Genomic DNA, 22,798 nt, shown 5'->3' on the forward strand with positions numbered 1-22,798 from the left:
CTTTTGTGTGGGCCAGCGCATCTTGCCGCTACGTTGAAATATCTCGGATTCACGTCGATAATGACCCGTCCGGCTGCACCGCGCCGTACCACCGCCGCTGCGGCATCGCGGCGGCCCAGGCGCACCGCGAGACGCGACCGGCCCTCGCGAGCCGCCGCGGCCTGGCCGACCCTTCACGACCCTTCGACCTTCGGGCGAACATGAAATTATTCACCAAGGGTCTGCTGCTGATTGCCGTGCCGAGCGTGGTCGAGCTGGCGCTTCTTGGCGTCGTCTTCGATACCCAGGAGCAGACCGCGCAGGCCGCGCAGTGGGTCTCCAACAGCAAGCAGATCCTTTATCAGTCGTCGGCGATCGTCGATCCGTTGCTGCGTCAGGCCGCACGGGTTCGCACGGGCATGGCCGTCGGCGATCCGTCGTTTATCGACCGGCATACGGTGTGGGTCGATCTCGGCGACCGGCTGTCGAATCTCGACGCGCTGGTGGCCGATACGCCGCAGCAGGTCGAGCGGGTTCACAAGATGCAGCGCGCGATCGACACTTATCGCGCCCAGACCGTCGAGATTTCGCAGGCGCTGCACGCGGGGCGCAGCCCGGCCAGCTTCAGCGCGCTCGAAACCGAGCCGCTGCCGCAGCAGATCGCGCTGTTTCGCGACGAACTGGCGGCGTTCGCCGACGAGGCGTCGCGGCTCGACGTCGAGCGCGCGGCGGCGCTCACGCGGCGTCGTGAACGTCAGCAATACGCGCTGATCGCCGCGGTGCTCGGCTCGATGCTGATCTGGGCCGCCACCGCCGTGGTGTTCGCGCGCAGCATCGGCCGGCGGCTGGAAGTGCTGACCGACAATGCCGAACGGCTAGGCAACGGCCGCGCTTTGGCGCCGCCGTTGTCGGGTAACGACGAAATCGCCGCGCTCGACGCGGTGCTGCACCAGACCGGCGCCCGTCTGCGCGCGGCGGAAGCCGACCAGGCTACGCTCAAGACCCGGCTCGAGGCGCGTGCGCAGGAGTTGGCGGGCGTCAACGAGGAGCTGCGTCAGGAGACGCAAGATAATGAAATGTTCATCTACAGCGTCTCGCACGACTTGCGCTCGCCGTTGGTGAACCTGCAAGGTTTTTCGAAGGAACTGCAGGTGTCGTGCGACGAACTCGACAGCATCGTCGACGCGGCCAACCTGCCGCAGGGCGAGCACCGACGCATGACGCATATTCTCGACGGCGACGTGCGTGAGTCCCTGCAATATCTGCGCACCGCCGTGACGCGTGCCGCCGCGATCATCGACGCGCTGCTGCGCATCTCGCGCGCCGGCCGGCTCGAATACCAGTGGCAGCGGGTGAGCGTCGGGCGGGTGGTCGGCCGGGTGGTCGACGCGCTGCAGGGCGCGATCGCGCGGCAGTCGGCGGTGGTTACGGTGCGTGAGTTGCCGCCCGCATGGGGCGATCCCGGCGCGATCGAGCAGGTGTTCGGCAACCTGATCGGCAACGCGCTGAACTACCTCGACCCGACGCGTCTTGGGCGCATCGAGGTCGGTGCGCTGGAGCCCGACCCGGTCGACGAGTCGGAGCCGCGCGCCGTACGCACGCGCACCTATTACGTGCGCGACAATGGCCTCGGAATTCCGGCGGCTTACATGTCGAAAGTGTTCCGCGCGTTCCAGCGTCTGCACGGCGACGCCGTGAACGGCGACGGTATCGGTCTCGCGGTGGTGCGGCGCACGGTGGAGCGGCATGGCGGGCGGGTGTGGGTCGAGTCGGCGGAAGGCGCCGGGTCGACCTTTTTCGTGGTGTTGCCGGAACAGCCTACGCGGCATTGAACCGGGGCGTCGAAGGCGGAGTTCGGCATGGGCATCGACCCGATCCGCAGTCGCCACGACCAGAACAATTCAAGCGGGTTGAATCAGCTACCTGTTTGCACGGAGAGTCTATGAGTCACGGGGAAACGGTCAGCATCGTGCTGATCGAAGACGACGACGGTCATGCCACGCTCGTGGAGCGCAATCTGCGACGTGCCGGCGTGTCGAACGGCTTCGTGCGCTTTCGCGACGGCCAGCAGGCACTCGACTATTTCTTCGGCCCGGCGCCGGCCGTCGACCCTGACGCGGATCCCGCCACGGCGATCCCCGCGCGCGAGGATTTGACCAACTTCGTCGTGCTGCTCGATCTGAAAATGCCGCGCGTGGACGGCTTCGAAGTGCTGCGCCGTCTGAAAGAGTCGCCGCAAACCGCCGCAGTGCCGGTGATCGTGCTGACCACGACCGACGACCCGCGCGAGATCGCCCGCTGTTATGAGCTCGGCTGCAACGTCTACATCACCAAGCCGGTCGAATACGATGCGTTTATCGAAGCCGTCCGCCGGCTCGGCTTTTTCCTGCAGGTGGTGAAGCTGCCGTCGGGCCACCGCCTCGCGGCGCCTTAAGTTCGTGCGTCAGGCCGCGCGTCAGGCATCGCGCTCATGAAGCTGGCCGAAAGCCGCGCATGGCAACCTAGTCCATCCGAACCTGTGAAAGAATTCCGCATGACCGAAGAAGTGCCCACGCAGCAAGCCGCTTATGTGCTGGTCGTCGACGACGACGAAGGCATCCTGCGGCTCGCGCGCAAATCGCTCGAACGCGCCGGCTGCCGCGTCGCGATCTGCGCCGGCGTCGAAGCGGCCCGCGAGCGGCTCGCCGGCGGCGCCCCCGATCTGCTGGTGCTCGACTACCAGTTGAGCGGACCGGAGACAGGACTCGATTTCTTTCGCCGCTTGCGTTCGGAAGGCGTGCGGATTCCCGCCATTCTCGTGACCGGTTTTACCGACGAATCTCGTGTGATCGAGGCATTGCGCGCGGGCGTGTCCGACGTGGTGCCGAAGTCCGGCGATTACCTCGACTATCTGCCCGAAGCCGTCGAGCGCGTGTTGTCGCAAGTGCGTTTGCAGCGCGCCTCGGACGAAGCCTTGCTGCTGCGCGATCGCGAGCAGCATTACCGCACGCTGTCGGAGGCGTTGCCGCACCTCGTGCTGACCTGCAATGCCGCGGGCGACTGCGATTTCCTGTCGAAGCAGTGGTACGACTACACCGGTCTGCCCGACAGCAGTTCGTACGGTCTCGCATGGCTCGACGCCGTGCATCCGGACGATCGCGAGGAAATCCGCCGCAGCTGGCTCAAAGCGGTGACGAGCCATGCCGGCGACTATCGGCACGAGTTGCGGATTCGTCGTCACGACGGCGAATACCGCTGGTTCGATGCCCGCGTGGTGGCAATGCGCGACGCCGAAGGTCAGGTCAGCAAGTGGTTCGGCAGTTGCACGGATATTCATTCGCAACGCGAGGCGACCGAGGAGCGCGAGCGGTTGCTCGCGTCGGAGCAGGCCGCCCGCCAGATCGCCGAAGACGCCAACCGCGCCAAGGACCGCTTCCTCGCGATGCTGTCGCACGAATTGCGCACGCCGCTCACGCCGGTGCTGGCCGGCGCCAGCGTGCTGGAAATGATCCCAGGTCTGCCCGAACAGGCGCGCGCGAGCGTGCGCATGATTCGTCGCAACGTCGAACTCGAGGCGCGGCTGATCGACGATCTGCTGGACCTCACGCGGGTGGCGAACGGCAAGTTGCGTCTGTCGCTGGAAACCGTCGACGTGCACGAGGTGATGGACAGCGTGCTCGAACTGTTCCGCAGCGAGATCCAGGTGAAGCAGCAGGACGTGCACGTGCATAAAAACGCGCAGCACCACTACGTGCTGGCCGACCGCGCACGCTTGCAACAGATGCTGTGGAATCTGATTCGCAACGCCGCCAAGTTCACGCCGGACGGCGGCCATATTTATTTGCGCACCCGCGACGAACGCATGCAGGTACAGATATCGGTCGAAGATACGGGCATCGGCATCGAGCCGGAACAGATCGGCAAGCTCTTTAATGCGTTCGAGCAGGGCAATCAGAATATGACGCGTCAATTCGGCGGACTGGGCCTGGGTCTCGCGATTACCAAGGCGCTGACCGACGTGCATGGTGGCACGGTGATCGCGCAAAGTCCTGGCGCGCATTGCGGCGCAACCTTCACGATCACGCTGCCGACCGCGGCGCCGCCGGCCGATCCGCTGCCGGTCGTGGCGTCTGACCAGGTGCGCTCGGGCGGCCTGCTGACCATCCTGCTGATCGAAGACCACGAGGATACCGCCGAGGTCATGGCGCAGCTGATCCGCAGCCTCGGTCACGACGTGACGGTGGTGGGCCGCGTGGACGACGCGCTGGCCGCCACCCAGTTGCAGACCTTCGAGTTGATCGTCAGCGACGTGGGCTTGCCCGACGGCACCGGCCTCGACTTCATCAAGGCGTTTCGCGAGCATTCGGATGCGCCGGCGGTGGCGCTGACCGGCTTCGGCACCGACGAAGACGTGCGCCGTTGCGTGGCCGCTGGTTTTACTTCGCATTTGACGAAGCCGGTCAACTTCGGCCAGCTCGAAGCGATGATCGACAGCGCGGTGAATCTGAAAGCGCAGAAAGGCGCTTAACGGTTCTGCTTGCGGTTGCTTTACCGTGTCGTATCGGTGATGTCCTTATGGAAAAAGCCTGTTGCGATTTTCATCGCAACAGGCTTTTTCTATTCGACTGCGCCCCGGTTAACGCGCCGGGAGGCCATGACTTTAACGCGGCGAATTCTTTAACGAATCGCGAATTTCACGCAGCAGCAGCACGTCTTCCGGCGTGGGCGCCGGTGCTGCCGCTGCGGCTTCAGTCGGCTTGCGCAAATTGTTAATGAATTTGACCATCAGAAAAATGATGAACGCGAGAATCAGGAAGTTGATCAGCACGGTGATGAACGAGCCATAACCAAACACCGCCACGCCTGCCGTCTGCAAATCTTTATACGATTCGGGGCTGCCTTTGAAGCTGGCCGGAATGTCGCCGAGGCGAACAAACTTATTGGAGAAATCGAGGCCGCCGGTGACGAGCCCGACAACCGGCATGATCAGGTCTTTAACAATCGAATTGACAATGGTGGAGAACGCACCGCCGATAATCACACCGACCGCGAGATCCATCACGTTGCCTTTAAGGGCAAATTCCTTGAATTCCTTGACCATGCTCATAGAGGTTTCTCCCAGATATCGATTAGCGAATGATACCAACCTGAGAAGGATAGGCTAGTCCTTTGACAAGGAAAGCCATGAGCGGATCGCTATTCAGGAAACTGTGACGCGCCATGACGCGCACGTTCAATATGCGCGGCAAAACTGACCGGATCGGTATTGGTGCCGCACAGCAGAACGCCCACGCGTTTGCCCTGCAACTGTTCGCGCAGCGGACCGAGCAGCGCCGCGGTGGCGGCCGCGCAGGCCGGCTCGACGGCGAGCTTCAGCTGTCCGAACAAGATCAGCATGGCGGCGCGTAATTGATCGTCGGAAACGGTGACGAGCTGATCGATATGACGGCGGCACAACTCGTAGCTGTATTGCTCGGTATGCGGCGCCATCAGCGAGTCGGCAATGCCGTGCATGGGGCCCATCCTGACCGTGTGATTGGCGGCGAAACTCTTGCCCATCGCGTCGGCGCCTTCGGGCTCCACGCCATACACGTGCACGCGCGGATTGGCGAGCCGCATGGCCGTGGCGACGCCGGCAGCGAGCCCGCCGCCGCCGATCGGCAACACCACCGCTTCGAGGTCGGGCGTTTGCGTGGCCCATTCGTAGCCGAGCGTGGCCGACCCCAGCACCGTGCGATAACCGTTGAACGGATGCACGAAATAGCGGCCTTCTTCAGCCTCGATACGGCGCACCAGTTCGAAGGCTTCGGCAATGTCTTCGGCGAACACGATCTCGGCGCGATACTGCCGGCACAGCGCGACCCGCGCCGGATTGGCCGCGCGAAACAGCACGACCTTGGCGCTGACGCCGAGCCGCATGGCCGCATACGCCACCGCCACCGCATGATTGCCGCCCGACACGCAGGTCACGCCGGCGCTGCGCTGGGTTTCGTCCAGCGCGAGCAGGTTGGTGAACGCACCACGCGCCTTGAAGCTGCCGCCCGCCTGCAGCAGTTCGAACTTGAAGTTCACCACCGTGCCTTCCAGCGACGCGAAGTCGAGCCGGTCGAACACCGGCGTTCGCGTCACCCACGGCGCCAACGCGAAATGCTGGGCGGCGATGTCGTCGAGCGTGGGAATCGGCTCGCCGTCGATCGTGTGGTCCGTGTGCTGCGGTGTGGCGGTTGACATGGCGTGTGAATGGTTTTTGTCGGTATGAGTAAGACCTTTTTTGTGCCGCCCGGTTTCAGTGTGCGTGTGCATCCACCGACATGCTGTGAATGAATTTTTGCAGGAAACGCTCGCACGCGACCAACTGGTCGAGCGCGACGAATTCGTTGGGCTTGTGCGCCTGCTGGATGTCGCCGGGGCCGCAGACGATGCTCGGAATGCCCGCCAGCGAAAACAGACCCGCTTCGGTGCCGTAGGCGACCTTGCGCTTGTCCTGGTCGGCGGTGAGGGCGCGTACGAGCTGCGTGATCGCGGCCTGTTCAGACGAATCGAGCCCGGGCGCCGCGGCGATCTTCGTGATCTCGATCGCCGCCGATGGATGCTCGCGCAACATTTTCGGCAACAGCGTTTCGCGCGCGTATTGGTCGATGCGCGCGAAGATCGGTTCGGGGTCGAGCGTGGGCAGGTTGCGGAATTCGAACTGGAATTTGCAGTCGGCCGGCACGGTGTTGATCGCATTGCCGCCGACGATCGTGCTGGTCTGCGCGGTGGTGAACGGTACGTCGTAGAGTTCGTCGAACGGACCTTGCTCGCGGAACTGATCGGCCATGTCGCGGATATAGCAGATCAGGCGCGCGGCGTACTCGATCGCGTTCAAGCCCTTCGGCGTGAGCGACGAATGCGCGGCCTGGCCGCGCACGCAGCACTGGTATGCGTTGATACCCTTGTGCGCGACGATCGGGCGCATGCTGGTCGGCTCGCCGACAATGCAGCCGTCCGGCTTCACGCCGCGCTTCATCAGGTCGGCGATCATGAGCGGTGCGCCGGCGCAGCCGACTTCTTCGTCGAACGAGAGGGCAAAGTGAATCGGCCTGGCGAGTTTCGTGCGCTGCATCTCGGGCACGAGCGCCAGCGCGGCGCCGATAAACCCCTTCATGTCGCAGGTGCCGCGGCCGTACAGCTTGTCGCCGCGAATCTCCGGCTTGAACGGATCGCTGTCCCATTGCTGACCGTCCACCGGCACCACGTCGGTGTGGCCCGACAGCACCACGCCGCCATTGGTCTCGCCGTCGTGCGCCGGAATCGTCGCGAACAGGTTGGCCCATTTGCCGCTTGGGTCGTGCGTGAGCGTGGCGTCGACACCGACCGCGCGCAGTTCGTCGCGCACGGTTTCGATCAGACCGAGATTCGGATTGCGGCTGACCGTGTCCATCGACACGAGGCGGGTGATCCAGGGGAGCGAAAGCGAGGCGGCGGACGAGGACGTTGACGAGGACTGCGCTGAATCAGCGACGTGAGACATGACAAGACTCCGGCATTTGAGTCTTTCGATCATACCCAAAAAAAATGCACCCGTATGCTGCGGGGCGCGTTTGCGCACCGCAGCATGAACGGAAAGACGCTAGACGTCCCCCGTTTTTCGCGCGTTGCGCGCCTGGGTGCGCACTCGGGTGCGTGCGTGGCTGAGTGCGTTTGTGGGGGCGCTCATGCGTGCGCGGCCCGCGTGGTAACGGCGCAATCCATCATCGCGCGGCGGCGGTGGCGGTCGTGCCGCGGCTCGGCGAACCGAGCGCGCGCAACGTCTCCTTGACCGTCGCGACGCGCACCGCGAGATCGGGGCTGCGCGTTTCGATGCGCAGCTTGTCCTGACCCGCGAGCTTGATGTGCTTATGCTTCTGCACCATCTCGATGATCCGCATGGCGTCGATCGGCGGATTGGGGATGAACTGCAAGCCGATCACGGTTTCGCCCGCATCGATCTTCGAAATGCCGAGCGGCTTCGCCGCCAGCCGCAGCCGGTGCGTCTCCACCAACGCATGCGCTTGCGGCGGCAACTTGCCGAAGCGGTCGATCAGCTCTTCCTGAATGCTGTCGATCGAATCGCTGTGTTCGCAATTAGCCAGGCGCTTGTAGAGCGACAGACGCTCCTGTACGTCGCCGCAATAGTCGGCGGGCAGAATCGCCGGCGCGTGCAGGTTGATCTCGGTGGTGGCGGCAAGCGGCGCGGTGAGGTCCGGCTCCTTGCCTTCCTTGAGCGCCTTGACCGCGTCGTTCAGCATGTCGGTGTAGAGCTGGAAGCCGATCTCGTGAATCTCGCCGGATTGCTTGTCGCCGAGCACTTCGCCGGTGCCGCGAATCTCCAGGTCGTGCATGGCCAGATAGAAGCCCGAACCGAGTTCCTCCATCTGCTGGATCGCTTCGAGGCGGCGTTGCGCCTGTTTGGTCAGCCCCTGCGGATCGTGTACCAGCAGATATGCGTACGCTTGGTGATGCGAGCGGCCCACGCGGCCGCGCAACTGATGCAATTGCGCAAGACCGAACTTGTCGGCGCGGTGCAGCAGAATCGTGTTGGCGCTCGGCACGTCGATGCCGGTTTCGATAATCGTCGTACACAGCAGCACGTTGGCGCGTTGGGCGACGAAGTCGCGCATCACGCGTTCCAGTTCGCGCTCGTGCATCTGACCGTGCGCCACCGCGATCCGTGCTTCGGGCACGAGCGCTTCGAGCATCTGCCGACGATTTTCGATCGTCTCGACCTCGTTGTGCAGGAAGTACACCTGGCCGCCGCGCTTCAGTTCGCGCAGCATTGCCTCGCGAATCACGCTGTCTTCCTCGCGACGCACGAACGTCTTGATGGCCAGCCGCTTTTGCGGCGCAGTGGCGATCACGGAGAAATCGCGCAGGCCCTCGAGCGCCATGCCGAGCGTACGCGGGATCGGCGTAGCGGTCAGCGTGAGCACATCCACCTCGGCGCGCAGCGCCTTCAGCGCTTCCTTCTGGCGCACGCCGAAGCGGTGTTCCTCGTCGATCACCACGAGCCCGAGACGCTTGAACTGCACGTCGGACGAGAGCAGCTTGTGCGTGCCGATCACGATGTCGACCGTGCCTTCGTTGATCTGCTGGATCGCGGCGTTCACTTCTTTGGTCGACTTGAAGCGCGACAGTTCGGCGATTCGCACCGGCCAGTCGGAGAAGCGATCGGTGAAGGTCTGCGTGTGCTGTTCGGCGAGCAGCGTGGTAGGCGAGAGCAGCGCGACCTGCTTGCCACCCATCACCGCGATAAACGCCGCGCGCAGCGCCACTTCCGTCTTGCCGAAGCCGACGTCGCCGCACACCAGGCGATCCATCGGCTTGCCGCTCGTCATGTCGCCGATCACGGCGGCGATCGCGGCGGCCTGGTCGGGCGTTTCCTCGAAGCCGAAGCTCTCGGCGAACTTCACATAGTCTTTCGGTTCGAGCGCGAACGCATGGCCTTCGCGCGCGGCGCGGCGTGCGTACAGATTCAGCAGTTCGGCGGCGGTGTCGCGGATCTGTTGCGCGGCTTTGCGCTTGGCTTTTTCCCACTGGCCCGAGCCGAGCGAATGCAACGGCGCGCTTTCCGGGTCGGCCCCGCTATAGCGCGAGATCACATGCAACTGGGCGACCGGCACATAAAGCTTGCTGTCGCCGGAATACTCCAGGTGCAGGAATTCGGTCTCGCCTTCGCCGAGGTCCATGGTGACCAGACCCATATAGCGGCCGATACCGTGCTGGGAATGCACGACCGGATCGCCGACCTTCAGCTCGGAGAGATCGCGCACCATCGAATCGACGTTGCTCGCCTGCTCCTGGCGGCGCCGCCCGGCGCGACGCGCGAGCGGCCCGTACAGCTCCGTTTCGGTGATCACCGCGATACCGTCGACCGGCACGGCAAAGCCGGTGGCCAATGGCGCGACGCCCAGCGCGAAACGCGCGTCGCCGCTCAGCCAGTCCTGGAAGCTGTCGCTCGCGGCCGGCCGCAGATGGTTGTCCGCCAGCAATTGCAGCAGCGTTTCGCGCCGGCCCGCCGATTCGGCGGCGAACAGCACGCGGTTCGGCGTGGTGGCGAGATACGCGCGCAAGGCGGCGACGGGATCGTCGGCATGGCGGTCGATCGCGAGATTCGGCAGCGGGGTCGACCAGCCGCCGCCCGCGTTCGCGGGCAGCACGAGTCGCGCGAACGGCTTGGCGAACGTGTAGAAATCCTCGTCCGACAGGAACAGCCGCTGCGGTTCCAGGATCGGCCGGTCGCGGTCATGAGACAGGAAGTTGTAGCGCTGCTTCGTGTCGTTGCTGAAGCGCCGGATCGCCGCGTCCAGATCGCCGATGAACGCCAGTTGCGCGCCTTCGGGCAGATAGTGGAACAGCGTGGCGGTGTCCTCGAAGAACAGCGGCAGATAGTATTCGATACCCGCCGACGGCACGCCGTTGCCGATGTCTTTATAGATCGACGCGCGGCTCGGGTCGCCCTCGAAGGTCTCGCGCCAGCGGCTGCGAAATGCGGTGCGCGCGGCTTCGTCGAACGGGAATTCGCGGCCCGGCAGCAGGCGCACGTCTTTCACCGGGTAAAGGCTGCGCTGCGTGTCCGGGTCGAACGCGCGGATCGAGTCGACCTGATCGTCGAACAGGTCGATCCGGTACGGCAGCGGCGAGCCCATCGGGAACAGATCGAGCAGCGAACCGCGCACGCAGTACTCGCCGGGACGCACCACCTGGCTCACGTGTTCGTAACCGGCCAGCGTGAGCTGTGCCTTGAGCCTGGCCTCGTTGAGGCGCTCGCCCTGGGCGAACGAGAACGTATAGCCGGCGAGGAACGAGGCCGGCGGCATGCGGTACAGCGCCGTGGTGGCGGGCACCAGCAGGATGTCGCAGCGGCCTTCGCCGAGATCGTGCAGCGTGGCGAGGCGCTCGGATACCAGGTCCTGGTGCGGCGAAAAGGTATCGTAAGGCAGGGTTTCCCAGTCGGGCAGCAGGCGCACCCGCGCCTCGGGCGCGAAAAAGCCGATTTCCTGCGACAGACGCTGCGCGTCGACCGCGCTTTCGCACACAACGGCCAGCAGCGGCACCTTCTCGCGATAGGCCAGATGGTAGCGGGCGATCAGCAGCGCGTCGGACGAACCGTGCGTGCCGTCGAAGGCGAAACGCTGGCCGGCCTTGACAAGCGCGACGGGCGAAGGGGACTGCGATGATGCGGCGATGTCTGGCATAGATGGAAAAAGGCGGCTCGGGCTCACACGTGAGCGGCAAGTTTACGCGTGTCCGGGCATGGATGCGAAGGACCTATTATAAAATCCGTCCTTTACTTTGACTTCGCGGCCTGCGCCCTCGTGACTTCCCGTCTATTTGCCCTGATTCCATCCGCCGGCACCGGCAGCCGTTCCGGCGCCGCGATGCCCAAACAATATCGCACGGTAGCCGGGCGCGACATGCTGCACTACTCGCTGGCCGCCTTCGACGCCTGCAGCGAATTCGCCCAGACCCTGCTGGTGATCGCGCCCGACGACCAGCACTTCGACGGCCGCCGCTTCGGCCGGTTGCGCTTCGCGGTGCGTCGTTGCGGCGGCGCCTCGCGCCAGGCGTCGGTGTTGAACGGCTTGCAGGCGCTCGCCGAGTTCGGCGCGCACGACGACGACTGGGTGCTGGTACACGACGCCGCCCGGCCGGGCATCACGCCGGCGTTGATCCGCACGCTGGTTGGCGCGCTGAAGGACGACGCCGTGGGCGGCATCATGGCCTTGCCGGTGGCGGACACGCTGAAGCGGATCGACGCGGCATCCGACAGCCGCATTGCCCGCACCGAGACCCGCGACGGTTTATGGCAGGCGCAGACGCCGCAGATGTTCCGCATCGGCATGTTGCGCGACGCGATTCTGCGCGCGCAGGCCGACGGTCACGATCTGACCGACGAGGCGAGCGCGATCGAATGGCTGGGTCATGCGCCCAAGCTGGTGCAGGGCAGCTTGCGCAACTTCAAGGTCACGTATCCGGAAGATTTCGAGCTGGCCGAGGCGATTCTGAGCCGGGCGTCGGCTTCGTGACGACGGGTTGCGGACCGGCTTCGAATCGGTCTCGCTCGCCAGCAGTTTTAATTTCAGTGAATAAGTGGACTTAAGGACTTGACGCATATGGATTTCAGAATTGGCCAGGGCTATGACGTGCATGCGTTGGTGCCGGGACGTCCGTTGATTATCGGCGGCGTGACCATTCCTTATGAGCGCGGCTTGCTCGGCCATTCGGACGCGGACGTGCTGCTGCACGCGATCACCGACGCGATTTTCGGCGCCGCGGCAATGGGCGACATCGGCCGTCATTTCTCCGATACCGACGCGAAGTTCGCCGGCGCGGATAGTCGTGTTCTGCTGCGCGAGTGTTTTGCGCGCGTGAGCGCGGCAGGTTTTTCGATCGCGAACGTGGATAGCAGCGTGGTGGCGCAGGCGCCGAAGCTCGCGCCGCATATCGAAGGCATGCGCGCGAATATCGCGGCCGATCTCGGTCTGCCGCTCGAACGTGTCAACGTGAAGGCGAAGACCAACGAGAAGCTCGGTTACCTCGGACGAGGCGAGGGGATCGAAGCGCAGGCGGCCGTGTTGCTGGTCAAGGACTGATTGGCGGGGCGTTTTGAATGAGCCCGGTGCGGCTCATTCAAGAGGCGCGCGCAGTGGCGGTTAGCGGCGCGTCAAGGCGCGCCTGACGCTGGTTGCCTATTACCAATTAGCAATTACCAATTACCGACTGCCGCTCAGGCGCCTTTGGCGAGCGGAAACTCGATCGTGACTTCGAGCCCCGGGCCCGGCGTACGGTTGCGCAAACGCAGCGCACCACGGTAACGGCCCACCAGACGCTGCACGATGGCCATGCCGAGGCCCGTGCCGTTCGCCTGAGTGCGCGCCGAATTCACCCGATAGAACGGCCGTGTGACCAGCGGCAACTGGTCTTCCGGAATGCCGGGGCCTTCATCGACCACTGAGAGTTCGACTCGCGAGTGCGATACCCGCGTTTCCAGAATCACGTGCGGAATGCCGTCGCCCTCGCTCAGACCGTACTTGCGAGCGTTCTCCAGCAAATTACCCACCACCCGCCGCATGTCGGTTTCGTCGGCCTCGATCACCGCCGACGGCGCGAGCCGCGTGATCAGCCGCATGCTGTCCTCGCTCTGCATGCGCGCGGCCAGTTCCCCTGCGATCACGGAAAGGTCGACCGGTTCCGGCACCCGTTGCACCGGCCGCGCGTAATCGAGGAAGCGGCCGATGATCATGTCCATCTGCTCGATGTCGTCGACCATCGCATCCTTGGTGCTTTGATCGGAGGGGCTCATTTCGGTTTCGAGCCGCAGCCGCGCGAGCGGGGTGCGCAGATCGTGCGAAATGCCCGCGAGCATCAGCGCGCGGTCGGCCTCGAGTTGTTCGAGGTCCTGCACCATCTGGTTGAAACTGCGATTGGTTTCGGCGGCCACGCCCATGCCGCGCTCGGGCAGCGGTTCGGGCGACTGGCCCGAGCCGACCTTGCGTGCGGCCATGGCGAGGCGCGCGAACGGCCGGTTCACCAGACTCGTGATGAACGCCGCGCCGAACAGCGAGAGCGCCAGCGCGAACACGCCCCAGCCGGCCCATTGCAGCCCGGTGGCGTTGTCGAGTTGATCGCGGTCGAGGGCGACCCAATAATCGTCGTCGTCGATCTTGAAGCTGATCCAGACGCCGGGAATGTCGTTCACGCTCTGCGCGATGACCGTGTCGTCGCCGAGCCGGCCGCGAATGTCGTGTTCGATCAGGCGGTTCAGCGACTCGTCGGGCTGGAGTTTGTACTTGTCGGTGGTTTCGCGCGGGTACACGCGCACCCCTTCATTGCTTTCCAGATCCTGCAGCAGTGCGCGCCGCAGGTCGGGATCGGAATAAAGGAGCGCGGTGCGCGTGAGCTTGACGATCGCCACGAGCTGCAGCGCCACGCGCTGCGCGCGCGGCTCGCGTTCGATCACCCGGAAGCTCTGGAACCAGGCGGCGAGACTGACTGCGATCAACAGCGCGATCAGCAGAAAGGTCCGCCAGAAAAGGCCGCCGAACGCGAGCGTCAGGAGGCGCCGGTCGATCCGCATGGGCCCTTCTTATCTGAAATCAAAAACAGGCGGCGAGAGCAAACTCAGGCTGCACCGTCGGGGATGAACACGTAACCCAGACCCCAGACGGTCTGAATGAAACGCGGGCTGCCCGGGTCCGGCTCGATCAGCTTGCGCAGACGCGAGATCTGCACGTCGAGGCTGCGGTCGAACACTTCGTATTCACGGCCACGCGCCAGTTCCATCAGCTTTTCACGCGACAGCGGCTGACGCGGATGACGCGCGAACACCTTCAGCACGGAGAACTCGCCGGTGGTCAGCGGGATTTCCTGGCCGGCCTTGGTGAGGGTGCGGGTGGCCAGGTTCAGCGCGAACTCGCCGAACTCGAACACCTCGGTGGTTTCCGACGGCGCGCCCGGCAATTCGGACGGCGACTGGCGGCGCAGCACCGCGTGAATCCGCGCGACCAGTTCGCGCGGGTTGAACGGCTTGGGCAGGTAGTCGTCGGCGCCCATTTCGAGGCCCACGATACGGTCGACGTCTTCACCCTTGGCCGTCAGCATGATGATCGGCGTGCGGTCGTTGCTGCCGCGCAAGCGTCGGCAAATCGACAGGCCGTCCTCGCCGGGCAACATCAGATCGAGCACGAGCAGATCGAAGCGCTCACGCACCCAGAGCTTGTTCATGGACGGCGCGTTCTCGGCGACATAGACATTGAAGCCCTGTTCACCGAGGTAGCGGCGCAGCAGATCGCGCAGGCGTGGATCGTCGTCGACGACGAGGATTTTCGAAGGGTTTTTAGTTTCCATGGTCGGCATCTTAGCGCGATTAGAAAGGGGTGCGCGGTTGCATCATTTATCGGGTTACAGTCAGTTACAAAATTTACCCGCACTGTGGCACGACGTAAAGCATGGGCAGGTAGACTGCTTTACTGAATGCGGCTGTTCGGTGGATACTTCACTCGACTAAAACTCTCGCACCCGGCTCGTTACCGGGGTTTGTATACGCATTTGAGGTAGCCGGTTGCCGCGCCACGAAGGGAACAACATGAAGGGAGGGGTTTGGCCAAATGTGCGCCTAAGCGTTATTGCACTGGCAGTTGCCGGTACGCTTGCAGGCTCACTGGGACCCACGCTCGCCCATGCCCAGCCTTCCGCCGACAGAGCTGCGAGCGAACGCGCGCCCAGACCCGGCAACCCCAGGCCCAACCGCCACAACGCCAATCTCGACCGTCCGGCTTCCGACGTCATGTTGCGCACCGCAGTCCCCCCCGATCTCGATCAACGCCGTCGTGACGGCCATATGACGCCAGACGAACGGCGTCTGTTACGGCAGCACATCGAAGATGCCGTCCGCGAACTCTACAAGCGTTAGCTATTTCCGTGCCTGCCCTCGGCCGGCATCTCGCGCGTCGTCGTCGCGTGAAAAATTTCGTTGCACTTCCCCCGTCAACTTTCCCGTTTGATCTGCCGTTGAGTGGTCAGAGCGGAGCGCCGCTTGTCGCGTACGGGATGAGCAAACGCCGCTCCGTGACGTTGCGCCAACCCGTTGCGCCAACCCGGATGATCCATGATGAAATTGCCAGGACGTGGTAATCGCAGCGGCTTGCTCGCCGCATCGGCCACCGTGCTCGCGGCGGCGGTCTGCGCTGTGGTTTCCGCCACGCCGGCTTCGGCCGTGCAGCAGCAGGGCGTGCCTCGCGTCCCGCACGCGAAGCATCGGGCCGCGGCATCCGGTGCGGCGGCCGCTACTTCCGATAGCGAACAAGGCATGCTCGACGCCGACGACGCGCGCTTCTTCCTGACACGGGTCGGCTTCGCCCCGGACAACGCGGAGGTCGCCCAATACGTGGGACTGACGCGCGCCCAGGCCGTCGACAAAGTGCTGGCCGGCACGCGAACCGAAGCCCTGACGCCGTTGCCCGAGTGGGTGCTCGAACCGGTCCCGACGCGCGACGTCCGTAAAACGTGGAGCGACGATCAGCGTCGCGACGAGCAACGTCTGCGTGGCCAGCGCTACGACGCATTACGCGCATGGTGGGTGCGTGAGATGCTGACCACGCCGTCGCCGCTGACCGAGCGCATGACGCTGTTCTGGGCCAATCACTTCACCTCCGGCCAGGACAAGGTCGGCTATCCGCAGCAGATGGCGCAGCAGAACATGCTGTTGCGCCGCGACGCGCTCGGCAACTTCGGCGAGATGCTGCACGACGTCGCGAAAGATCCGGCGATGCTGCAATACCTCGACGGCGCGAGCAATCGCAAGGGCAAGCCCAATGAGAATTTCGCTCGTGAGGTGATGGAGCTGTTCACGTTGGGCGAGGGCCATTACTCGCAGCGCGATGTGTCGGAGGCGGCGCGCGCTTACACCGGCTGGAGTCTCGATCCCGATACGCAGGCGTACGTGTGGCGCGCGAACCAGCACGACGACGGCGAGAAGACGGTGCTCGGCGAGGCCGGGCCGTTCGATGGCGATCAGGTGCTCGACATTCTGCTCGCGCGGCCGGATACGGCCACCTTCATCACCACCAAGCTGTGGCGCGAATTCGTGTCCGACACGCCGGACCCGGCGCGAATCGCACCGATCGCGGCGCAGTTCCGCGCCAGTCACTACGACATCAAGGTCGCGCTGCGCGGCCTTTTCCTGAGCGACGCGTTCTGGGACGACGACGATCGCGGCGTGCTCGTGAAGTCGCCGGTGGAATTCGTGGTGGGCACGCTGCGCGCTTTCGATATCGGCTACGACAACACCGCGCCGTTCGCCGCGGAGATTCGCAACCTCGGCGAAAACCTGTTTTATCCGCCGAACGTCAAAGGTTGGCCGGGCGGCACGACGTGGATCAACAGTTCGACGCTGCTGGCGCGCAAGCAGTTCGTCGAGCAGTTGTTCCGCGCGACCGAGGCCGCCAGGCCGCGTCCGATGAGCAAGCCGGCGAACGGCGCGATGAACAATGCGATGAACGGCGCGATGAACGGCAAGGTTGCGGCAGGCGGCGCACCGGCCAGCGGCATGGCAGGTAATTCGCCGTTACAACGTGTGATCGCGCGAACGGGTCAAAACGCGCAAGGGGGCGTACGCTTCGATATCGACACGTGGCTCGCGCATTACAACACCGCGCCGACGGCGAAACCGGGGTTGTCGGCGGAGTTGCAGTTGCAGCACGCGGTCTTGCCGCTGACGCCGGTGGACGCGATCGAAACCGATTCGATCGCGAGCGCCTACCTGGAAGCGTTGCTGATGGACCCGGCTTATCAGTTGAAGTGAGCCGTTGAAACAGGCAGTTCAGGCGAGCCTTTGAAGCAAGCCGCTCACGCCATAACGATCGAACGAGGTGCACGATGAAACGACGCAGCTTTCTCTCGATGGGCGCCGCCGCGAGCGCGACGCTCTGGCTGCCTCGCGCGTTCGGCGCGCAGCTCGACGGACTCGGCGCCTCGCGGGTGCGCGGCTACGACAACCTGCTGATCCTCGTCGAATTGAAGGGCGGCAACGACGGCCTGAACACCGTGATCCCGTTCGCCGACCCTGCTTACTATCAGTTGCGCAAGAACATCGGCATCAAACGCGAGCAGGGCATTCAGCTCGACGAGCGCACCGCGCTGCATCCGTCGCTGCAACCGCTGATGCCGCTCTGGCACAGCCAGCAACTGGCGATCGTGCAAGGCGTGAGCTACGCGCAACCGAACCTGTCGCATTTCCGTTCGATCGAGATCTGGGACACCGCGTCGCGCTCCGACCAGTATCTGCGCGAAGGCTGGCTCACGCGCGCGTTTGCGCAGTCGCCGGTGCCGCCGGGTTTTGCCGCCGACGGCGTGGTGATCGGCAGCGCCGAAATGGGACCGCTCGCGAATGGCGCGCGCGCCATCGCGCTGGTCAATCCGGCGCAGTTCGTCAAGGCGTCGCGCCTCGCGACGCCGGTCTCGCTGCACGAACGCAACCCGGAACTCGCGCATATTCTCGACGTTGAAAACGACATCGTGAAAGCGGCGGACCGGTTGCGTCCCACGCAGGGCCAGGCGCAATTGAAGACGGTGTTTCCCGGCGGCGCGTTCGGCAGTTCGATCAAAACGGCGATGCAGGTTTTAGCGGCCGGCGATACGTCGCAGGAAAAGCCGAAGAGCGGGCAGGGCGTTGCCGTGATCCGTCTGACACTGAACGGGTTCGATACGCACCAGAACCAGCCGGGTCAACAGGCTGCGTTGCTCAAACAACTGGCGGAAGGATTCGCGTCGATGAAGTCGGCGCTGACCGAACTCGGTCGCTGGGACGACACGCTGGTGATGACGTATGCCGAGTTCGGGCGCCGTCCGCGTGAGAACCAGAGCAACGGCACGGATCATGGAACGGTGGCGCCTCACTTCGTGATGGGCGGGCGTGTGCGCGGCGGTCTGTATGGCGTGCCGCCGGTTCTGGCGAGACTCGACGGGAATGGCAATCTGCCGGTCGGTGTGGATTTCCGGCAGATCTATGCGACGGTGTTGGGGCCGTGGTGGGGGCTCGACGCGCCGGCGATTTTGCAGCAGCGGTTCGAGCCGTTGCCGTTGTTGCGCGCGTGAGGCGGGGCGCGTTTAGGGGCGCTTGACGAGAGGCGCTTCAGGCGCGTCGTTTCATGACGACCCGATCTAGCGCGCAACCAGCCGCTCGTCTAGCCCGTCTATTTCGCGCGCCACGCGATCCACAGCTTGCGAACCGGCGTCAACGCGATGCGCTGATGCAGCACGTGATAGCCATCGCGTTCAATCTCATCGAGCAGCGCCAACGCGAGCGCCGCGAGCGCGAGCAGCGTGCGCTGCGCGCTGCGCTCGGTAGCGGGCACGGCCGCTAGCGCGGCATGCAACGCGTCGCGCGCGCGAGTCGTCTCGAAGCGCATCAGGTCGGTGAAGGCGTCGGTATATTTCCGATTGATCAGATCCGCCGCGGTCACGTTGAAGCGCTGCATCTCGTCGATCGGAATATAGATGCGGCCATGGCGGGCGTCGTTGCCGGTCTCGACCACGAGCTGCGCGAGCAGCAGCGCGTCGCCGAGCGGTGCGGACCAGCTCGAAAGCTGCGCGCCGTCCGCAGCGTTCCGTGTCGCCGCGCGCGCCACCAGCGCGGCGAACGTGCCGCCGACGCCTTGCACATAGCGCCGCAGATTCGGATAGTCCAGATAGCGCGCCTGATCGAGATCCATCTCGAAGCCGGCAAGCAAGCTCTGCAGCGCCGGATACTCGGACTTCACGTCGGGCAGATACGCGGCCAGCGCCTTCGACACAGGATGCGACGGCGAACCCGAGGCCAGCGCGGCCAATTCGTTTTGCCACCACGCGAGTTTGGTCCGGCCGATGGTCGGATCGCTGGTCTCCTTGACCGTTTCCTCGAACTCGCGGCGCAGCGCGAACAGCGCGGTAAGCAACGGCTGGCTTTTCGCAGACGCCTGACGCAGCGCGTAGTAAGTGCCCGATCCGGGTGGCGCCGCTTTTTGCTGGCAATAGTCGTCGAAATTCACTGGATTGGGTGTAAGGGGGAACAGGCGGCAAGGAAAGGGCACGGGGTTCGTGCATCGAGCCAAAAATTGTAGCATCGGCGCCCTGCGTACAGATGCCCGGCAGATGCAGACAAGCGCGAATCTATCGGTTAGAATCTCGCGCTTACGGTTTCGGGCGCGAGTTTTGAGCGCGGCTGCAAGCCTGCAGGACATCGGAAAAGGCGCATCGCGTCTATCCGGCTGCGAGGGTGGCGAAATTGGTAGACGCACCAGGTTTAGGTCCTGACGCCCGCAAGGGTGTAGGGGTTCGAGTCCCCTCCCTCGCACCATTCATCTGTAACGAAAAACCCCGTGAAGTCTTTGGACTAACGGGGTTTTTTGTTTTCAGCCCGGGTTTTTGGCGGTGCCGGGCAGGTGCTGCCTGCCCGGCTGTGCTCAAGCGGCCGGGCTCAAGCTTCTGGCGCGTCGTCGGCTTGCGCCTGCATCCCCGGCAGTTCGGCTTGCGTCGCGCCTTCGAGGAAACGGCGGGTCGAATCGAACGCTTGCAGCATCGGTTCGGGCCACGGCGTTTTCAACATCACGGCTTGATGGTTGTCGAATGCCGATGACAGCAGTTTCGCCAGTTCTGGCGAGCGCAGATGACGCAGCAGCACGCTGACGGCAATCGCTGTCGCCTGGCTGGCGCCGGCGGTCTGGAGTTCCGAAGCGGTGAGCGCCGCGACCTGTTTGTTGATGTCCACTGCAACTTCCTTGGATGAGATGTGGGAGATTGAAGGCTCGGTGGCCGTTGCCGAATTTTGACATGGTTGGCGGGTCGCCGCGTGGCGGCGAGGTGGTGGCCAGGTCGTCGGTGTGGTTCAATGCGCTGCGCTCGCGGCGCGGGTGCTTCGTTAGCGTGGCTTGCGTTGCGCGGTATCGGCTCGGCGCGATGTCGCGGACGGTGCTTATGCGGCCCCCAGACCGTTATGCTGGAAGGTGCGCAAGCGTGCTCCGTCGTCAGCAGGTCCGGGCGATGCGTCGGGGCGGGTTTTAGCGGTTCTGTGCGCGGCAGGCGCTCGGCATGGGTGACACGTACTCTGTTTAACCTGTTGCGCGAGAGTGTTGTCGAGCGGTTTGTGTTGTTCATCGGTATGGGTTCGATGTGGCTGCTGGTTGCCTGCATCTAGCCGTTGCCGCCCAAGGCTGTGGTCGTGGAAACCGAGCAATGAAGCGTGTCCTGAAACTGACCGGCTGGTGTGGTTCATTCGTGTTCGCGTGGCTGTCGGCGCAGGCGTCGGCCGCCGACAATTTCGCGGAGCGCTTCGCGCTGCAACTCGACAATGGCGCCGCCTATTACAGCGTGAGCTTGCCTGCCACCGTCTACGCGGCGAGCCAGCGCAGCGATCTGGGCGACGTGCGTGTCGTCGACAGCGCCGGCGAAGCCATGCCTTACTCACTCGAAATTCCACGCGACGCCGCGCGCAGCGCGCCCACGTTGCGTCCGGTGAACTGGTTTCCATTGCCGCCGGCGCTGCCCGGCGCGTCCAGCGCGCCATACGGTGTGGCCATGGCCGCCGACGGCTCGCTGCGTGCCACCGCGGCTCCGCCGGCTCGCGAACAGCACGACACGGATCTGATCGACGCGGGGCGTGCGGCGCGCGCGGGCCGCGTGAGCGCGTTGCTCGTGCACCTGCGGGACGACAATTACCAGGGGCGCGTCACGGTCGAAGCCAGCGACGATCTGCGTCATTGGCAACCCGCCGGCGAGGCACAGTTGCTCAAGGTCAACGCCAACGGCAGCGCGCTGAGCCAGGACCGCATCGAACTGGATGGTGCGCCGGCGCGCTATCTCCGCCTGCATTGGCTCGACGGCACGCCCTATGTCGAGTCGATCGACATGGAAGTGCAGGCCGTCGCCGTTCACGCGCAACGCGCCGACGCGCAACGAAGCTGGCGCGAAGGCATCGTCGCTCATGCCGGGCCGAAGCCCGGCGAATATTTCTTCGCGACGGGCGGTCCCTATCCGGTCGACCGTCTTCGTCTGAATCTGCCGCAGCCCGATACGGTGGCGCCCGCGGTCGTCTATTCGCGCGCGGGTCTGGGGGCGCCGTGGCGCGAAGTAACGAGCGCGACGCTGTTCCGCTTGCACAACGGCACGGTCGAGCAGAGCAATCCGTCGCTCTCGTTCGCGCCCGATACCGATCGGCAATGGCGGGTGGTGGTCGATGCGCACAATGGCGGACTGGGCAATGGGACCTTGACGGTTGCCGCCGGCTGGCGTCCGGCGACGCTGCTTTTCGCCGCGCGTGGGGCCGCGCCGTTCACGCTTTCGGTGGGGAGTGCGGCGACCGTGTCGGCGGCGGTGAGTCGGGATGAGGTGACGGCGGGCGCGTCATCGGTTGCGGCGACGGCGCACGTGGGTGGTGCGTTATCACTTGCGCCGGACGCCGATGCCCAACCCGCGCAGCCGGATGCGCGGCGTCGCTATCTGTTGTGGACGGCGTTGCTGCTCGGGGTGGGTTCGCTCGCGGCGCTTGGATGGCGACTTGCGCGCGGTGCTCGCACGCGGGCGCAGGTGCAGGCGGGTGGAGCGAAGGCAAATGGCCTGCCAGTCGAATCCGGAGGAGTGAACGCTCCGGCTGAAGATGCGGGTGCCGCGCGGTCCAACGTTGGAGTGAATGCCGGCATTAAAGGTGACGGCAAAACCTGAGCTCGGTCTCAACGCCAAACGTGACGGTAAAGCCTGATCTCAGCGCCGACGTCAAGCGCCAAACGTGAAGGCAAAACCTGAGCTCACGCATGTCGACTCAGCTTTCGCCATCACGTCTCACTCCTCGCGCGCAATCATCGTTTCGATGATTTTGTCGAGGGCATGGCCGAACGCGACTTTTTCCTGCTCGTCGAGGCAATCGAACAGATCGCCATTCCACTTGCGCGCGATCGGCATCACCTTCCGGTATAGCGCGCGACCCTGCGTGGTCAGCGACACCAGCACGACGCGGCCGTCTTCGGCGCTCGGCTCGCGCTGCACGAGCCCTTGCTTGATCAACGCTTCCGCCGCGCGGCTCGCCTGACTTTTGTCGAGGTTGGCATGCCGCGCCAGTTCCATGATCGAGAACGGCCCGAACGAGCCCACCGATGCAATCACGCGGGCCTCGGGCAAGGTCACGCCGAGCTTTTCCTGATAGCGCTCGCTGATGCCACGCTCGGCAAGCTTGTTCAGCACATGCAGGCGATACGTGAGGAACTGCTCGAGCCCGGCTTTGGCGGAGTCCTTCATGGTCTTCCCGTAGTGAGTGATGCGGTCGCGGCGCTGTGATTGTTGCCGCAACCGT

General features: G+C 64.5%; 18 protein-coding genes and 1 tRNA gene. 10 read left to right on the top strand and 9 right to left on the bottom strand.

Features of this window, described 5'->3' with window-relative positions; all coding sequences use genetic code 11:
- The first annotated feature begins 200 nt into the window (after positions 1 to 200).
- The 3 genes from BX591_RS07585 (at position 201) to BX591_RS07595 (ending at position 4,486) form a co-directional block, all read left to right on the top strand.
- Positions 201 to 1,811, top strand: coding sequence for a sensor histidine kinase (locus tag BX591_RS07585; RefSeq protein WP_111930051.1), 1,611 nt, complete (start codon positions 201 to 203; stop codon positions 1,809 to 1,811).
- A 110-nt stretch (positions 1,812 to 1,921) separates the two neighbouring features.
- Positions 1,922 to 2,413, top strand: coding sequence for a response regulator (locus BX591_RS07590; RefSeq protein ID WP_111930052.1), 492 nt, complete (start codon positions 1,922 to 1,924; stop codon positions 2,411 to 2,413).
- Positions 2,414 to 2,512: 99 nt separating this feature from the next.
- Positions 2,513 to 4,486, top strand: a complete 1,974-nt coding sequence (locus BX591_RS07595) for a hybrid sensor histidine kinase/response regulator (protein WP_111930268.1) — start codon at positions 2,513 to 2,515, stop codon at positions 4,484 to 4,486.
- A 132-nt stretch (positions 4,487 to 4,618) separates the two neighbouring features.
- On the opposite strand, the gene mscL is transcribed toward BX591_RS07595, so the two are convergent.
- The 4 genes from mscL to mfd form a co-directional block, all read right to left on the bottom strand.
- A complete protein-coding gene (mscL, locus tag BX591_RS07600) occupies positions 4,619 to 5,065 on the bottom strand; it encodes a large conductance mechanosensitive channel protein MscL (RefSeq protein WP_111930053.1) in 447 nt (148 codons plus the stop codon).
- Positions 5,066 to 5,154: 89 nt separating this feature from the next.
- Entirely contained in the window at positions 5,155 to 6,189 is a 1,035-nt protein-coding gene (locus tag BX591_RS07605; RefSeq protein WP_111930054.1) for a threonine/serine dehydratase family protein, read from the bottom strand.
- Between the two features lie 55 nt (positions 6,190 to 6,244).
- Complete coding sequence (argE, locus tag BX591_RS07610; protein WP_111930055.1) at positions 6,245 to 7,471, bottom strand: acetylornithine deacetylase; 1,227 nt, start codon at positions 7,469 to 7,471, stop codon at positions 6,245 to 6,247.
- Positions 7,472 to 7,691: 220 nt separating this feature from the next.
- Complete coding sequence (gene mfd / locus BX591_RS07615) at positions 7,692 to 11,174, bottom strand: transcription-repair coupling factor (protein ID WP_111930056.1); 3,483 nt, start codon at positions 11,172 to 11,174, stop codon at positions 7,692 to 7,694.
- A 120-nt stretch (positions 11,175 to 11,294) separates the two neighbouring features.
- On the opposite strand from mfd, the gene ispD reads away from it, so the two are divergent.
- Positions 11,295 to 12,005, top strand: coding sequence for a 2-C-methyl-D-erythritol 4-phosphate cytidylyltransferase (gene ispD, locus BX591_RS07620; RefSeq protein WP_111930057.1), 711 nt, complete (start codon positions 11,295 to 11,297; stop codon positions 12,003 to 12,005).
- Between the two features lie 87 nt (positions 12,006 to 12,092).
- Positions 12,093 to 12,572: a 2-C-methyl-D-erythritol 2,4-cyclodiphosphate synthase gene (ispF, locus tag BX591_RS07625; protein ID WP_111930058.1), complete on the top strand. Its 480-nt coding sequence runs from the start codon at positions 12,093 to 12,095 to the stop codon at positions 12,570 to 12,572.
- Positions 12,573 to 12,706: 134 nt separating this feature from the next.
- Here ispF and BX591_RS07630 read toward each other — a convergent pair whose 3' ends face one another.
- Positions 12,707 to 14,056: an ATP-binding protein gene (locus BX591_RS07630; RefSeq protein ID WP_111930059.1), complete on the bottom strand. Its 1,350-nt coding sequence runs from the start codon at positions 14,054 to 14,056 to the stop codon at positions 12,707 to 12,709.
- A gap of 44 nt (positions 14,057 to 14,100) precedes the next feature.
- Positions 14,101 to 14,835, bottom strand: a complete 735-nt coding sequence (gene ompR, locus BX591_RS07635; protein ID WP_006048917.1) for an osmolarity response regulator transcription factor OmpR — start codon at positions 14,833 to 14,835, stop codon at positions 14,101 to 14,103.
- A 229-nt stretch (positions 14,836 to 15,064) separates the two neighbouring features.
- On the opposite strand from ompR, the gene BX591_RS36860 reads away from it, so the two are divergent.
- The 3 genes from BX591_RS36860 to BX591_RS07650 all read left to right on the top strand — a co-directional run bounded on the left by BX591_RS36860 (position 15,065) and on the right by BX591_RS07650 (position 18,573).
- Positions 15,065 to 15,391, top strand: coding sequence for a hypothetical protein (locus BX591_RS36860; RefSeq protein WP_111930060.1), 327 nt, complete (start codon positions 15,065 to 15,067; stop codon positions 15,389 to 15,391).
- Between the two features lie 195 nt (positions 15,392 to 15,586).
- Positions 15,587 to 17,281, top strand: a complete 1,695-nt coding sequence (locus tag BX591_RS07645; protein WP_420849349.1) for a DUF1800 domain-containing protein — start codon at positions 15,587 to 15,589, stop codon at positions 17,279 to 17,281.
- 74 nt (positions 17,282 to 17,355) lie between these two features.
- The gene (locus BX591_RS07650; RefSeq protein WP_111930061.1) at positions 17,356 to 18,573 is read left to right on the top strand and encodes a DUF1501 domain-containing protein; all 1,218 of its coding nucleotides are present in this window, start codon (positions 17,356 to 17,358) and stop codon (positions 18,571 to 18,573) included.
- Positions 18,574 to 18,671: 98 nt separating this feature from the next.
- Here the strand turns inward: BX591_RS07650 and BX591_RS07655 are convergent, their stop codons facing one another.
- Positions 18,672 to 19,505, bottom strand: coding sequence for a squalene/phytoene synthase family protein (locus BX591_RS07655; protein WP_111930062.1), 834 nt, complete (start codon positions 19,503 to 19,505; stop codon positions 18,672 to 18,674).
- 221 nt (positions 19,506 to 19,726) lie between these two features.
- Between BX591_RS07655 and BX591_RS07660 the strand changes: the two genes are divergently transcribed.
- Positions 19,727 to 19,813: transfer RNA gene (locus BX591_RS07660), tRNA-Leu, on the top strand.
- Positions 19,814 to 19,933: 120 nt separating this feature from the next.
- Here the strand turns inward: BX591_RS07660 and BX591_RS07665 are convergent.
- On the bottom strand, positions 19,934 to 20,224 hold the full coding sequence (locus BX591_RS07665) for a hypothetical protein (RefSeq protein ID WP_111930063.1): 291 nt from the start codon (positions 20,222 to 20,224) through the stop codon (positions 19,934 to 19,936).
- Between the two features lie 464 nt (positions 20,225 to 20,688).
- Between BX591_RS07665 and BX591_RS07670 the strand changes: the two genes are divergently transcribed.
- The gene (locus BX591_RS07670; protein ID WP_111930064.1) at positions 20,689 to 22,173 is read left to right on the top strand and encodes a DUF3999 domain-containing protein; all 1,485 of its coding nucleotides are present in this window, start codon (positions 20,689 to 20,691) and stop codon (positions 22,171 to 22,173) included.
- A gap of 117 nt (positions 22,174 to 22,290) precedes the next feature.
- Here BX591_RS07670 and BX591_RS07675 read toward each other — a convergent pair whose 3' ends face one another.
- Complete coding sequence (locus tag BX591_RS07675) at positions 22,291 to 22,743, bottom strand: MarR family winged helix-turn-helix transcriptional regulator (protein ID WP_111930065.1); 453 nt, start codon at positions 22,741 to 22,743, stop codon at positions 22,291 to 22,293.
- Positions 22,744 to 22,798: the final 55 nt, after the last annotated feature.

The organism is Paraburkholderia bryophila (assembly GCF_003269035.1).
In the GTDB taxonomy this organism is placed as follows: Bacteria; Pseudomonadota; Gammaproteobacteria; order Burkholderiales; family Burkholderiaceae; genus Paraburkholderia; species Paraburkholderia bryophila.

Bases quoted from the DNA above. Each gene is read 5' to 3' on its own strand.
- BX591_RS07605 (WP_111930054.1), bottom strand. From the start codon at position 6,189: ATGTCAACCGCCACACCGCAGCACACGGACCACACGATCGACGGCGAG.
- BX591_RS07675 (WP_111930065.1), bottom strand. From the start codon at position 22,743: ATGAAGGACTCCGCCAAAGCCGGGCTCGAGCAGTTCCTCACGTATCGC.
- BX591_RS07650 (WP_111930061.1), top strand. From the start codon at position 17,356: ATGAAACGACGCAGCTTTCTCTCGATGGGCGCCGCCGCGAGCGCGACG.
- BX591_RS36860 (WP_111930060.1), top strand. From the start codon at position 15,065: ATGAAGGGAGGGGTTTGGCCAAATGTGCGCCTAAGCGTTATTGCACTG.
- BX591_RS07670 (WP_111930064.1), top strand. From the start codon at position 20,689: ATGAAGCGTGTCCTGAAACTGACCGGCTGGTGTGGTTCATTCGTGTTC.
- argE (WP_111930055.1), bottom strand. From the start codon at position 7,471: ATGTCTCACGTCGCTGATTCAGCGCAGTCCTCGTCAACGTCCTCGTCC.
- BX591_RS07595 (WP_111930268.1), top strand. From the start codon at position 2,513: ATGACCGAAGAAGTGCCCACGCAGCAAGCCGCTTATGTGCTGGTCGTC.
- BX591_RS07645 (WP_420849349.1), top strand. From the start codon at position 15,587: ATGATGAAATTGCCAGGACGTGGTAATCGCAGCGGCTTGCTCGCCGCA.
- BX591_RS07585 (WP_111930051.1), top strand. From the start codon at position 201: ATGAAATTATTCACCAAGGGTCTGCTGCTGATTGCCGTGCCGAGCGTG.
- mfd (WP_111930056.1), bottom strand. From the start codon at position 11,174: ATGCCAGACATCGCCGCATCATCGCAGTCCCCTTCGCCCGTCGCGCTT.
- BX591_RS07630 (WP_111930059.1), bottom strand. From the start codon at position 14,056: ATGCGGATCGACCGGCGCCTCCTGACGCTCGCGTTCGGCGGCCTTTTC.
- mscL (WP_111930053.1), bottom strand. From the start codon at position 5,065: ATGAGCATGGTCAAGGAATTCAAGGAATTTGCCCTTAAAGGCAACGTG.
- BX591_RS07590 (WP_111930052.1), top strand. From the start codon at position 1,922: ATGAGTCACGGGGAAACGGTCAGCATCGTGCTGATCGAAGACGACGAC.
- ispF (WP_111930058.1), top strand. From the start codon at position 12,093: ATGGATTTCAGAATTGGCCAGGGCTATGACGTGCATGCGTTGGTGCCG.
- ompR (WP_006048917.1), bottom strand. From the start codon at position 14,835: ATGCCGACCATGGAAACTAAAAACCCTTCGAAAATCCTCGTCGTCGAC.